A 13,691-nucleotide genomic window follows, 5' to 3' on the forward strand; every position below is an offset into this window, starting at 1 on the left:
GCCCGTCGGTGCGCGGCAACGTGCACGTCCCGGCGGCGGGCCGACTAACCAGGCCGAACCGCGGCCGGGGATACTTACCTGTTCTGGTCTTCGGGAGGGGTCAGCCCTGGAGCAGCAGGATGGAGCCTGCGACAGACAGCAGGGCCCGTGTGAGGTTGGCACCGCGCCAGGGCCGCTCGAATCCGGACCAGTCGACGGTTGAACGGTCCAGTCGGGAGTTCAGCGGGACGTTGACGGCCATGGTCAGCGCCCATCCCGCAAGGTAGCAGACACTCCCGAGGATTAGGACCCCGGAGCCGCCCGAGCTCAGGAAGAACTGAAGTGTGATTGTCCCGGCACAGGCCAACGCGGTGCCGAAGAACAGCACCATGAACGGTGCCCTGACGGCCTGCTCGTTAATCGCCACCATCGCGGCTTCTGCTTCACGGGCAGGCCTGCGCCGGAGCGCCGGCATGACCGTCATGCCAAAGACAAGATAGAACCCTCCTACGAGTGCAGCACCGACCCCGGCGGCAGCTTCCAACATCGTCCCGCCCCTCCCTGTCACCGGAAGCCTAACGGCAGCTGGTTGCCCCGCCATGAACACGACATGTCCGAAAATCGGTTAAGGGCGCGTGGGCGGGTTCCCAGCGCCGCGTCAGTGCCGGGCGACGCTGGAGGCGATGATGCGGACGGCGTGCTCGACGGCGTATTCCGGGTCCCGCCCTGCGCCTTTGACCTGCGCATCGGTTTCCGCCAGCAGCTGGATGCACCGCGCGAGTGCGGCGGAGTCCCAGGCCCGCGCCTCCTTGCGTGCCTGGTCGAACTGCCACGGCGCCATCCCCGCGTCCTTCGCGCTGACCGAGGCGCTCTTGACCTTGGCGATCTGGCGCAGCTTCATTGCCAGGACGGCGACGATGGGCACCGGATCCAGTCCGGTCGCCAGGGCGTGGCGCAGCATTGACAGGGCCGCTGCTCCCCGGCCGGCGATGGCTGCGTCCGCGACCTTGAAGCCGGTGGCTTCGACGCGCCCGCCGTAGTACTGGTCGACAGTCGCCTCGGTTACCGTGCCCTGCGAGTCCGAGATGAGTTGGGAACACGCTGCAGCCAGATCCGGAAGCGAGGCCCCTACCGCCGCGACCAGTGCCTGCCCGGCGGCGGGCTCGAGTCCCTTTCGCGCGGCCTTGAACTCGGCGCGGACGAATTCCAGTTTCTCCGAGTCCTTCTTCATAGCCTGGCAGTCCACCACCGGGGCGCCGCTGGCTTTGATCGCATCCAGCAGCTTCTTCCCGCGTGTCCCGCCGGAATGGTGGATGACCAGCGTGACTTCCTCGGCCGGAGCCTTTAGGTAAGCCAGAGTGTCGGACAGGAAGTCGTCATTCATTTGGGCAGCGGAGGCGACTTCAACCAGCTTGGACTCGCCGAACAGCGACGGGCTCGCGACCATCGTCAGCTGGCCGGCGGCGTAACCGGATGCGTCGAGCTGCGTCAGCTCTACGTCCGGATGGATCCCGCGGACGAGCGACCGGATCCGGTCCTTGGCACGATGGGCGAGGTACTCTTCGGGCCCGCTGATCAGGACGACGCCGGCGGGTTCGACATCCCGCCAGGATACGGTCCGGGCAGCGGTCTTGCGGTTCGCCGGACGTGCCGGGCTGGGGTTCACTGGTCAGGGCCTCCTCATTCCAATCCTCAACTTTTTCACGGCTACGGCGATTTCCCAAGTGCGGCATCGGCCTCAGGGGAGGCCAGTGACCACCAGGCTCCCGGCACGCAGTTCCAGCAGCACGGTCCCGATCTCGTCGGTTCGGAAGGCAGGGATCTGATGCCGGGACAGCGCCGACAGGATTTCCGGGGCGGGGTGGCCGTAGTCATTGTCCCTGCCCACCGAAATCAGCGCGGCACGGGGCTGCAGGCGTTCGATCATCTCGGTGCCGCCGTTGCGGGCCCCGTGGTGGCTGACCTTGAGCAGGTCAACCACCGGGGTTTGCCCGCCGAGTCCGCGGAGCATGGCCCCGCCCGCTTCGGATTCCAAGTCCCCCGTCAGCAGCAGCCGCAGGGCGGCACCGCCCTCGGTGCGGACCTCGACGAGCAGGACGATGCTGGAATCGTTCTCGTTTCCGCCTTTCCCTGCCTTCGTCGGCCAGAGCACATTCCAGGAAGCGTATCCTTCCGTGCCGTGCCGGCCCGCAGTGCCACGTTCGGGAGTGATACCGCGGCGCCGCAATTCGGTGTCAACCTCCTTCGGGAGGTCCGGCTTCGCGCTGCCAAAGAGCACCGACCCCACCTCGCGGCCGTCGAAGACTCCTGCCATGCCGCCGTAGTGGTCCAGGTGCATGTGCGTCAGCACCAATGTCCCAACCCTCTCGATTCCGAGCGCGTCGAGGCAGGCGTCCATCAGTCCCGGCTCCGGACCCGCGTCGATGACCATGGCGCTGGACGGTCCCGTGCGGACGACTATCCCGTCTCCCTGCCCCACGTCGCAGGCGGCCACGTCCCAGCGGTCCGCCGAAGAAATCGCCGAGGGCCGGGCACCCAGCCAGCCCGCGAGGGAGCCAACGACCAGCGCCGGCGCCAGTGTCCACGCAACCAGCCGCGCGGCGTCGTTCCGCCTGCCTGCCCGCAGGGCGGGCCCCTGCGCAGTCCTCCGCCCCGGCCGGCGGGCGGAGCTGTTGGCGGAGCGGACATCTCCGCGGGGCCGCAGCACGAACCGCGCCCGTCCAGCCACCGCACTCAGCCCTTCGCCCTGCGTCTTCCATTTTGAAGCCAAACCGAGCGCCAGCAGGGCGCCCCCGCCGGCAGCCGCGGCGGCCAAAAAGCCTGCGCCGCCCTGGAGCCACGGCATGGCGGCAAAGGGCAGCTCGGAAAAGGTCCGCGCGATCCACGCCACCCAGAGCGTCGGGAGGCCGGCCGCGAATACCAGCGAGCCCGCAACCAGCGGCAGGAGCGGCAGGAGACCCAGCGCGGCCATCGCGGTGACCGTAATGATCGGGACGACCGGGGCAGCCAGAATGTTAGCCGGAATGGAGTAGAGGGCCAGTTCGGGCCGGAGCAGGACCAGGACGGGCGTGCAGAACACCTGCGCCGCGATCGGGACGGCCATGGCGACTGCCAGCGGTTTCGGCAGCCACCGCTGCAGCCATTCAGAGCATCTGCTGCCGAACAGCACCAGGCCCAGCGTCGCCAGGACGGAGAGGACGAAGCTGTATTCCCCGGCCAGCCAGGGATCGGCCGCCAGCAGCAGCAGGACTGCCACCGACAGGAATGTCAGCGACGCGCGCCGCCGTCCGGTCAGGAGCGCGGCAACGCCCACCGCGCCCATTACCGCCGCGCGCAGCACGCTGGGCTCGGGCCGCACCAGCATGACAAATCCCGCCAAGGCGGCCACTCCGCAGACCGCGGCACTCCAACGCGGCAACCGGCAGGACTGCGCCAGCAGGTACACGAAACCCAGGAGGTAGCTGCAGTTCGCACCGCTCACGGCGAGCAGGTGGGTCAGCCCGGTGCGCCGCATGGCGTCCGCGAGCTCGTCCGACTGCTGTTCGCGGTCCCCGAAGGCCATCCCCGGCAGCAGCCCGCGGGCGTCCTCGGGCAGAGGCCTCGTCATCGTGATGAAACCTGATCGGATGCGGTTGATGGCTTCCGCCGAGGCCGGCGTGCCGGTAACCGCAGGTGCAGCCGACGCGTTCAGCAGCGCCTGCTCGGCCGAGCCCGGTTCGCTGGCCGTGAGCGTCCCGGCCGTCCGGATGCGGTCCGCGTAGCGCACGGACTTCCAGGCTGCATCGCCGAGGACCAGAACCGGAGTTGCCGCCTCGAACTGCCTGCCGCCGCCGGCTGCGGACACGATCCGGGCCGAGACCAGATACCGCTCGCCTCCGAACCGGGATGGTGTCCTGGAGCGGGCAGCGTCCGACAGGGCCTGCAGCTCGACGCTCACGTAGGCCTCGGTCTCGATGGCTTGGGCGATCGGACCGGAAAGGCGTTCAGCGAGCCGCACGCCGGTGACCAGCGACAGCAGCCCCAGCAAGCAGGCCAACAGCAGGGCGGTGCCTGCGAACAGCCCAAGCTGCTTCCCCCGCCGGCGGCGGAGCACGAGCCAGCCCGCCAGGACCAGCGCGGCTCCGCAGCAGAACTTGGCCGCGGAAAGGCTTACGCCGGTGCCGGCACGCGCCAGGCCCAGAACCACGAGCCACCCCAGCAGGGCCGCCCCCGCCAGCCGCAGGTCCAGCCGTGCCCTATCGGGCTCCCGGGCGGAGGGGACTTCCCGATCCCTGTTGAGGACGGCGGCACGCAGGGTAGCCAGGGCGCGGGTGAGCATCCGGACAACAATGCGGTCCCCTGCCGTGCGGCCGGGAGCGATCGCACGGACTCCTGGCTCATCGCAGCCCGGCCTCTCCCCATACACCGGCTGATCCCCGCGGCCCGAAGAATCCCCGGCCCGGTGATTCCCGGAATCGGCTGACGTCCCGTCACGGGCGGCGGCGGCATAGTCGTGCCAGCGCGGCCTGGCCGTCATACAGTGACCAGCTCGATCAGGTTGGCCAGCATCACCTCCCCGATCCCGGGCACCGCGTCGAGGTCCTCCGGCCGGGTGAACGCGCCGTGCTGTTCGCGGAAGTCGACGATCCGCTGTGCCAGCACCGGCCCGACCCGAGGCAGTCCGGTCAGCTCCTCAACGGTCGCGGTGTTGAGGTTGACCTTGCCGGTATTGCCGCTGCCAGCCTGGCCGCCAGCGGCGCCCGGGCCGCCGGACGTAGCCGGAGGAGCGCCGGCAGCGGCCCCGCCCGGGGGCTGGTGCTGCGGAGACGGTACGAAGATCTGCTGCCCGTCGCTCACCATTGCCGCCAGGTTCAGCGCGGCCAGATCCGCCTCGGGCAGCGCGCCGCCCGCTTTGTCCAAGGCCTCGAAGACGCGTGCCGTGGCCGCGAGCCTGACGATGCCAGGCTTCTTGACGGCACCAGCCACGTGCACGACCAGGCCACCGGATCCGGGCGCCTCTGCGGAAGGACCCGGGTCCGCACCGGCGGGGGCCGCCGTCTCCCCGCGGCCTCCGGGCGCGGCGGCCGCGTCCCCGCCGTCGCCGGGCGGGGCGGCATCATCCTCCCCGTCACCGGGCGCTCCTGTACCTTTCCCGCCCTCGCCCGCGGCCGCGTCCCCGCCGTCGCCGGGCGGGGCGGCATCATCCTCCCCGTCACCGGGCGCTCCTGTACCTTTCCCGCCCTCGCCCGCGGCCCCGCTGGCCACGGGCACCGAGGCCAACACATCCGACTCCGCACGGTGCAGGTCTGCGGTTGCCACCACGACGATGCCGTAACCCAGAATGAGACCGGCGGCCACGAGCGCGGCACCGAGCGCGATCCTCCAGCGCGGCCGCCGGGCAGGCTCAGGCGTCCCGGCGGCCGCGCTATCGGTTGACGCTGCTGCCCAGCGGTGGCGGCCCATGCAGCCACCGTAGGCAACGCAACGTACGCCGCAGGCTGCCGTCCGCTCCGATGTGGATGGGTCCGAGCCGGCCGCGGCCTGTGGAGATCAGGTCCGTTACGCCGGGCTCAGGATTCCTGGGCCGCCATGGCCGGTCCGATCACCACGGCCAGCACGCCCAGTCCGGCATGCGCCGCCAGCACGGAGGGCAGGGGCGTCAGCAGGACCTCGTTGCTTGCGTGCGCCGCGAGTTCGTCGGCCAGCTCGCGGGCCTCGGATTCATTGCCGAAGTAGTGCACCGCCAGCTGGGGAGCGTAGTCCAGTTCCTCGATCCCGCGCACGGCCAGCTGCTGGAGGCGGGCCTTCGCCTTGGCCGCGGTCCGGATCTTTTCGAGTCCGACCACCGCGCCGTCCTTGATCCCGAGGATGGGCTTGATCGACAGGAGCGTTCCCAGGTAGCCGCTGGCCGGGCTGATCCGGCCGCCCTTCCGCAGCTGTTCCAGGCTCGGGACATAGAACAGCACCTGCCCGGCCCCCGCCGCCTGTCGTGCCGCAGCCGCGACCTCGGCAGCCGGTTTCCCGGCCTGTGCCGCCAGCACGGCAGAAATGACGGCAAAGCCCTCGGCCATGGCCACCGTCCTGGTGTCCACGATTTCCACGGGGATGTCCACGTGGGCCGCGGCCAGCGACGCCGCTTCCACGGTGCCGGAAAGGTCCGATGAAATGTGCACGGAGACGACGGCGTCGAAGCCCTGTGCCGCCAGCTCTTCGTAGGCTTTGCGGAAGAGCCCCGGCGACGGCCTGGATGTCTTGAGGTCCTTACCCTCCGCCAGCCCGAGCGCCAGCGCTGCGGGCACGTCGTCCACGCCCTCGCCGTAGATCTGCCCCGAGACCATCACCGGCATCGGCACGACCTGCAGGCACAGCGCGGTGACCGGTTCCTTCGCCCAGGCCGCAGGCAGCGCGGCCGCCGAATCGGTCACCACGGCGACCGAGGGGCGCGCCGGCTTCGGGCCGGGGAACCGGACCGGCTGGTTCAGCAGTGCCCGGGACCGCCGGACCAGTTCCTCGAGCCACGCCACCTGGTTCCGGTCCTTATGCCGGGACGATGTTGACCAGCTTGGGCGCCCGCACAATCACCGTCCGGATTCCACGGCCGTCCAAGGTCTTGATGATCTGTTCGGAGGCCAGCGCCTTCGTCTTCAGTTCCTCCTCGGTGATGTCCGCGGCAACTTCCAACCGGTCGCGCACCTTGCCCTGGACCTGGACGACGGCGGTGACGGTCGCCTGCACCAGCAAGCTTTCGTCGACCTTCGGCCAGCTGGCGTTCGCCACCGAGGGCTCGTGACCGAGCGCGGCCCAGAGGTCCTCCGCCGTGTAGGGGGCGAAGAGGCTCAGGATCACGGCGACCGCCTCGGCGGCTTCGCGCACGGCGGGATCCGCTCCCCCGGCACCGCTGTCGATCACCTTGCGGGTGGCGTTGACCAGTTCCATCAGCCGCGCGATCACGACGTTGAACTTGTGCTGGTCCAGCAGGTCCGCGGCGTCGGCGATCGTTCGGTGGGTCACGCCGCGCAGCTTGGCGTCACCGGTGGCGGGGTCGACGTTGACGGCAGAGGTAACGTCCTGGCCCAACCGCCAGGCGCGGGCCAGGAATTTCGCGCTGCCGGACGGGGAAACATCGGCCCAGTCGACGTCGTCCTCGGGCGGCGAAGCGAACACCATGGTCAGGCGCACGGCATCCACACCGAACTTGTCCAGCTGCTCGCCGAGGTCAACTCCGTTGCCGAGCGACTTGCTCATGGCCTTGCCGCCGTTGAGCACCTGGCCCTGGTTCAGCAGGGCGCTGAACGGCTCGTCAAAGTCGATCAGGCCCAGGTCCTTGAGCACCTTGGTGAAGAACCGGCTGTAGAGCAGGTGCAGGATGGCGTGCTCGACGCCGCCGACGTACTGCCCGACGGGCAGCCAGCGGTTCACGGCCTCGGTGTCGAAGGGGCCCTCAGTGTAGTCCGGTGATGCGAACCGCAGGTAGTACCAGGACGAATCGACAAAGGTGTCCATCGTGTCGGTATCCCGGCGGGCGGCGCGTCCACAGCTCGGGCAGTCGACGTTGACCCAGTCCACGGCAGCGGCCAGCGGCGACGTACCCTTGGGCGACAGCGCCTCGCCGCGCAGGTCGTCCGGCAGCCTGACCGGCAGCTGGTTGTCCGGGACCGGCACCTCGCCGCATTCATCGCAGTGGATGATCGGAATCGGCGCGCCCCAGAAGCGCTGGCGGGACAGCAGCCAGTCACGCAGCCGGTAGTTCACGGCGCGCTCGCCCGTGCCGGCGGCCTCGACGATCCCGATGGCCTTGGCAATGCCCTCGGTCTTCGACAGTCCGTCCAGTTCGCCCGAATTAACCAGGGTTCCCTCGCCGGCTGTCGCGACGCCAGTGGACGCCGGGTCCTCCTCGCCGGTCTCCAGGACCGCGCGCACGGGCAGGTCGAACGTGCGGGCGAAGTCCAGGTCGCGCTGGTCGTGCGCGGGGACCGCCATGATGGCGCCGGTGCCGTAATCCGCCAGCACGTAGTCGGCTGCCCACACCGGCAGCTTCTCGCCGTTGAGCGGATTCACCGCGTAGCGGCCCAGGAAGACGCCCGTCTTCTCGCGCTCGGTCGACTGGCGCTCGATGTCGGAGAGGGCCTTGACCTTCTCGCGGTACTGCATCAGCGCGTCGTGCTGCTCCGCCGTGACGAGGTCCAGGGCGAGGTGGGCATCGGCCGCGACCACGAAGAAGGTGGCACCGTGCAGCGTGTCCGGACGGGTGGTGAAGACCGTGACGTCACGCTCGGGCCGGCTGTCCGCGGCCTCGATCCGGAAGTTGACGTGCGCGCCCTCGGAACGGCCGATCCAGTTGCGCTGCATGGCCAGCACGCGCTCCGGCCAGTGGCCCTTGAGCTCCTCCATGTCGTGCAGCAGCCGGTCAGCGTAGTCGGTGATCTTGAAGTACCACTGGTTCAGGCTCTTCTTGGTCACCGTGGTCCCGCAGCGTTCGCAGGCTCCGTTGACCACCTGCTCGTTGGCCAGCACGGTCAGGTCCTTGGGGCACCAGTTCACCGGCGAGTTCTTGCGGTAGGCCAGGCCCCGCTCGTAGAACCGCAGGAAGAGCCACTGCGTCCACCGGTAGTACTCGGGGTCCGAGGTGTGCAGCCTGCGGGACCAGTCGGCGCTGATGGCATAGCGCTTGAAAGAGGCGGCCTGGGTGTCGATGTTCGCGTACGTCCATTCCGAGGGATGGGCGTTGCGCTTAATGGCGGCGTTCTCGGCAGGGAGCCCGAAGGAGTCCCAGCCGATCGGGTGCAGGACGTCGTAGCCCTTGAGGCGCCAGTAGCGGGCAACGACGTCGCCCATGGCGAAGGCCTCGGCGTGGCCCATGTGCAGGTCGCCCGACGGGTACGGGAACATGTCCAGCACGTAGCGGCGTTCCTTGGAACCGTCGTCGACGGCGTTGAAGACGCCCAGTTCCTCCCAGACCGCGGGCCACTTGCCCTCCATCGCTGAAAAGCTGTACTCGTTCTGTTCCGTACCAGCGTGCGTACTCACGTTGCCTTGCCCTCGTCCTCTTGGTTTGCGGTGCACTTGCCGGACTGTTCCGGACACACAAAAGCCCCTCGACGCGGGAGGGGCGGCCGCACTGCGGATTGGAATCCGAAAATCAGCGCGGCTGGCTAAGCTCAAGTGCAGACATAGGTCTACTTTAGCGCAGATCGGGGCCCCTCCCCGCGGCGGCCGCGGCGGCCGCACCGGCACGATCAGCGCACGTCCTCGTCCACCCAGTCGAACGTCCGGGACACCGCCTTCCTCCAGAGGCGCATGCGGCGGTCCCGCTCCGCTTCCTCCATGGCCGGCTCCCACCGCCGGTCCTCGGCCCAGTTGGCCGCCAGTTCGTCCTGCCCGCGCCAGAAACCCACGGCGAGCCCGGCGGCGTAGGCGGCCCCGAGTGCCGTTGTCTCGGCGACCCGAGGCCGGACCACGGGCACGCCGAGGATGTCAGCCTGGAACTGCATCAACGCATCGTTGGCGACCATGCCGCCGTCGACCCTCAGTTCCTTCAGCGGCACGTCGGAGTCGGCGTTGACGGCCTCCAGCACCTCCCGGGTCTGGAAGGCTGTGGCCTCCAAGGCGGCGCGCGCAATGTGCGCCTTGGTCACGAACCGGGTCAGCCCCACCAAAGCCCCCCGGGCGTCCGGGCGCCAGTACGGGGCGAACAGGCCGGAGAATGCGGGCACGAAGTAGGCCCCGCCGCTGTCCGGGACGGAGCCGGCCAGCTCCTCGGCCTCGGCGGCGGAGGCCACAATGCCCAGATTGTCGTGGAGCCAGTGGATCAGGGAACCGGCGACGGCGATCGACCCTTCCAGCGCGTAGCTCGGGGCCTGGTCGCCCAGCTGGTAAGCCACCGTGGCCAGCAGGCCGTTCGCCGACGACACAACCCGCCCGCCGGTGTTGACCAGCACGAAGCAGCCGGTGCCGTAGGTGTTCTTGGCATCGCCGGGGCCGAACGCGGCCTGGCCGAAGGCTGCGGCCTGCTGGTCGCCCAGGATGCCGGCAATCGGGACCTCGCGCAGCAGCTGGGACCCGTGGACCGTCCCGTATACCTCGGAGGATGAGCGGATCGACGGCAGCATGCCCGCCGGGATGCCGAAGGCCGCCAGGATGTCCGGCGACCAGTCGAGCGTGCGCAGGTCCATCAGCAACGTCCGGGACGCGTTCGTGACGTCGGTGGTGTGGACGCCGCCGTCGTTCCCGCCGGTGAGGTTCCAGACCACCCAGCTGTCCATGGTGCCGAACAGCAGCTCGCCCGCCTCTGCCTGCTCGCGTGCGCCGGGCACGTTGTCGAGGATCCAGCGCAGCTTGGTCCCCGCGAAGTACGGAGTCAGCGGCAGGCCGGTGATGTCCATGAACCGGTCCGGGCCCGCCCCGGCGGCGAGCTCGTCGCAGATCGCCTGCGTGCGCACATCCTGCCAGACGATCGCGTTGCTGACCGGCCGGCCGGTCGTGCGGTTCCAGACCACGGTGGTTTCGCGCTGGTTGGTCAGTCCGACCGCAGCAATGTCATGGCGGGTCAGGCTCGCGCGGGAGAGCGCGGTCCCGACAACCTCGCGCACGTTGTCCCAGATTTCGACGGCGTCGTGCTCCACCCAGCCCGCCCGCGGCAGGAGCTGGCGGTGCTCCTTTTGCCCGCTGGAGACGATGCTGCCTCCGCGGTCGAAAATAATGGCGCGGGACGACGTCGTACCCTGGTCAATGGCCAGTACGTAACCGGGCATGGCCCACCTTTGCTGTCTGCCTGCTGTTCCCGGGACCGTCGCTCCGAAAGGCCCGGCCCACTGGGCTCGAACCTAGCCGCCGTGCGTGTGGCGGTCAATGGCGGCGCCGGGAGCGTCGGTCCTCCGGGACAGCCGCCGGTGGGTAGAGTTTCTGCTATGGCAACAGCGCACAAGGTGGCACTCAACAACGGCGTCCTGATGGACCAGGTGGGCTTCGGCGTCTACAAGGTCCCGCCGGCGGACGCTTCGGGCCTGTGCTACCAGGCGCTCGAGGCGGGTTACCGGCATATCGACACGGCCGCCTTCTACGGCAACGAACAGGGCGTGGGCGAGGCGGTGGCCAAGTTCACGGCGGAGGAACCCGAGATCAGCCGCGAGGACATCTTTGTCACGACCAAGCTGTGGAATGACAGTCACGGCTTCCAAGCCGCGCTAGACGCCTACCGGAAATCACTGGATGAGCTGGGCCTCGAGTATGCCGACCTGTACCTGATCCACTGGCCGCTGCCGGGACGCGGACTCTTCATCGAGACCTACCGCGCGCTGGAGCAGCTCTACCATGAGGGAAGGGTCCGGGCGATCGGCGTCTCGAACTTCCAGCCCGAACACCTCACGACCCTGCTCGCGGCGACCGAGGTGGTCCCCGCGGTCAACCAGGTGGAACTGCACCCGTGGCTGCAGCAGCGGGAACTGCGCGAACTGCACGACGAACACAACATCCGCACGGTGGCTTGGAGCCCGCTCGGCCGCGGCGCGGTACTGGAAGACGCAGTGGTGGCCGGACTCGCCGCGCGATACGGGCGCACGCCGGCCCAGGTCGTCCTCCGCTGGCATCTCCAGCTGGGCAACGCCGTGATCCCGAAGGCCAGTTCGGCGGAACGCATCCGGGAAAACTTCCGCATCCGTGACTTCGCCCTGGACGAGGACGCCATGCGGGAACTCGGCGCGCTGGAGCGCGACGGCCGGCTCGGCTCCCACCCGGACGAGGTGAACTGGGCGTGACCGCCACGAAGGACCGCGCCACGGCGGGCACCGTCATGCTGGAGACCGGCGAGGTGAGCTATTGGGAGTACCCCGCCAGGCAGCCGGGCGCCGGCGCCGACCTGCTGTTCATCCACGGCTTCCGCGGCGACCACCACGGTTTGGACCTGCTGGCCCGCGCGCTGCCGGAGCACCGCATCATCGCCCCCGACCTGCCCGGCTTCGGCGCCTCGAAGCCGTTCGGCGACCGGGAGCACAGCGTGGAAAGCTACGCCGGGTTCGTACAGGACTTTGCGGCGGCGCTGGGCCTCGGCCCCGAAACGGTCCTGCTGGGCCACTCCTTCGGATCGATCGTCGCGTCCCACCACCTGGCCGCCCGCCCGGGCTCCTTCGCCGCCGCCATCCTGGTCAACCCGATCAGCGAACCGGCGCTCAAGGGACCGCGCGCCGCCGCCTCCCGCCTGGCCGAGTTCTACTATTTCCTCGGCGCCCGCCTGCCGGAACGCGCGGGCCTGGCGCTGCTGCAGCATCCGGCGATCGTGCGGGTCATGAGCATGATGATGGCCAAGACGAAGGAGCCCCGGCTGCGCAGGTTCATCCACGCCCAGCACGACGCCTACTTCAGCTCCTTCGCCAACCGCGCCGTGGTGCTGGAGTCCTTCCGAGCGTCCATTTCCCACGACGTGGTCGAGGCTGCTCCGCGGCTCGCACTGCCCGTGCTGCTCATCGCCGGAGCCAAGGACGACCTCGGCTCGGTGTCCAGCCAGCGGCGCCTTGCCGGGCACATCCCGGGATCGCGCCTGGAGATTATCGACGGCGTAGGGCACCTGATCCACTACGAGGCGCCCGAAACCGCCGCGCGGATGATCAGCCGCTTCCTCGGGGAGCTCGCCGCATGAGGCTGCTGATCGACGCCCGCTACACCCGCACGGACCAGCTCGACGGGATCAGCAGGTACGGCGCCAACCTGATTGCGGCTGCGGCCCGGCAGGCGGACGTGCGCATGCTGATCCATGACGAGCGGCAGCTGCAGTTCCTGCCCGACGTCCCCTGGGTTAAGATCAACAGCCCGCTCTCCCCCGCCGAACTGTTCGTCGCCCGCCGCATCAACAAGCTGGGGGCCGACGTCGTGGTCTGCCCGATGCAGACCATGGGCAGCTTCGGCCGCCGCTACGGCCTGATCCTGACCATCCACGACCTGATCTACTACCGGCACCCCAAGCCTCCGGGCTTCCTGCCGCTGCCCGTCCGGGGGCTCTGGCGGCTGTACCACAAGGCCTACTGGCCTCAGCGGCTGCTGCTCAACCGGGCCGACATGGTGGCCACCATCAGCCGCACCACCAAGTCCCTGCTGGAGCAGGCCCGGCTGACCCGCCGCGACATCAGGATCGTCTCGAATGCGCCGCACTCCCCCGGCTCGGCCCGCGATCCGCTGGCGCCGGCGGACAAGGACCTGGTGTACATGGGCTCCTACATGCCCTACAAGAACGTCGAGACGCTCGTCGCGGCCATGGCGCTGCTGCCGGATTACCGGCTGCACCTGCTCAGCCCGGTGCCCGCGGCCCGGGAGGCGGAGCTGGCAGCCGGTGCGGCCGATCCGGGACAACTGGTCTTCCACCATGGCGTGTCCGACGGCGAGTATCACCAGCTGCTGCACCGTGCGACGGCGCTGGTCAGCCTGTCGCGCGACGAGGGGTACGGACTGCCGCTGATCGAAGCCATGGCCGCGGGCACGCCCGTCATCGCGAGCGACATCCCCATTTTCCGCGAGGTGACGGATGAAGCGGCTCTGCTGGTCGACCCGGACGAGCCGGAGGCGTTCGCCGCCGCCGTGCGGGCCCTGGAGGATCCGGACCGGCGCGCGCGGGCCAGCAAGGAGGGGGCCGGCCGTGCCGGGGAATTCAGCTGGGACTACTCGGCCGCCCAGCTCCTCGCCATGGCGGACGAGGTCCGGCGCCGGCGGCAGGCCCGGCGGGCCGCTAGGGCAGACCGCCGCTAAGC

At 69.5% G+C, this 13,691-nt stretch carries 10 protein-coding genes; 3 read left to right on the forward strand and 7 right to left on the reverse strand.

What is annotated here, in order from left to right; all coding sequences use genetic code 11:
• Positions 1-100: 100 nt before the first annotated feature.
• From AHIS1636_RS09135 to glpK, 7 genes are all read right to left on the reverse strand, one after another.
• Positions 101-463, reverse strand: coding sequence for an anthrone oxygenase family protein (locus AHIS1636_RS09135; RefSeq protein ID WP_309298601.1), 363 nt, complete (start codon positions 461-463; stop codon positions 101-103).
• A 174-nt stretch (positions 464-637) separates the two neighbouring features.
• Positions 638-1,645 carry a DNA polymerase III subunit delta gene (holA, locus tag AHIS1636_RS09140; protein ID WP_264795520.1) on the reverse strand — a complete coding sequence of 336 codons (1,008 nt, stop codon included), beginning with the start codon at positions 1,643-1,645 and terminating at the stop codon, positions 638-640.
• Positions 1,646-1,717: 72 nt separating this feature from the next.
• Complete coding sequence (locus AHIS1636_RS09145) at positions 1,718-4,297, reverse strand: ComEC/Rec2 family competence protein (protein WP_264795521.1); 2,580 nt, start codon at positions 4,295-4,297, stop codon at positions 1,718-1,720.
• Between the two features lie 194 nt (positions 4,298-4,491).
• Positions 4,492-5,421, reverse strand: a complete 930-nt coding sequence (locus AHIS1636_RS09150) for a ComEA family DNA-binding protein (protein WP_264795522.1) — start codon at positions 5,419-5,421, stop codon at positions 4,492-4,494.
• A gap of 107 nt (positions 5,422-5,528) precedes the next feature.
• Positions 5,529-6,482, reverse strand: a complete 954-nt coding sequence (locus AHIS1636_RS09155; protein ID WP_264795523.1) for a DegV family protein — start codon at positions 6,480-6,482, stop codon at positions 5,529-5,531.
• Between the two features lie 13 nt (positions 6,483-6,495).
• On the reverse strand, positions 6,496-8,937 hold the full coding sequence (gene leuS, locus AHIS1636_RS09160) for a leucine--tRNA ligase (RefSeq protein ID WP_373875812.1): 2,442 nt from the start codon (positions 8,935-8,937) through the stop codon (positions 6,496-6,498).
• Positions 8,938-9,194: 257 nt separating this feature from the next.
• Positions 9,195-10,709 (reverse strand): glycerol kinase GlpK, encoded by a 1,515-nt coding sequence (gene glpK, locus AHIS1636_RS09165; RefSeq protein WP_264795525.1) that lies wholly within the window; start codon positions 10,707-10,709, stop codon positions 9,195-9,197.
• Positions 10,710-10,865: 156 nt separating this feature from the next.
• On the opposite strand from glpK, the gene AHIS1636_RS09170 reads away from it, so the two are divergent.
• The 3 genes from AHIS1636_RS09170 to AHIS1636_RS09180 are packed head-to-tail and all read left to right on the forward strand — an operon-like array spanning position 10,866 to position 13,689.
• Complete coding sequence (locus tag AHIS1636_RS09170; RefSeq protein WP_264795526.1) at positions 10,866-11,711, forward strand: aldo/keto reductase; 846 nt, start codon at positions 10,866-10,868, stop codon at positions 11,709-11,711.
• Positions 11,708-12,589, forward strand: a complete 882-nt coding sequence (locus tag AHIS1636_RS09175; protein WP_264795527.1) for an alpha/beta fold hydrolase — start codon at positions 11,708-11,710, stop codon at positions 12,587-12,589. The genes AHIS1636_RS09170 and AHIS1636_RS09175 overlap by 4 nt, the downstream gene beginning before the upstream one ends.
• Positions 12,586-13,689, forward strand: a complete 1,104-nt coding sequence (locus AHIS1636_RS09180) for a glycosyltransferase family 4 protein (RefSeq protein ID WP_264795528.1) — start codon at positions 12,586-12,588, stop codon at positions 13,687-13,689. The genes AHIS1636_RS09175 and AHIS1636_RS09180 overlap by 4 nt, the downstream gene beginning before the upstream one ends.
• Positions 13,690-13,691 lie beyond the last annotated feature (2 nt).

Origin of the sequence: Arthrobacter mangrovi, assembly GCF_026011795.1 — a bacterium.
GTDB classification, from domain to species: Bacteria; Actinomycetota; Actinomycetes; order Actinomycetales; family Micrococcaceae; genus Crystallibacter; species Crystallibacter mangrovi.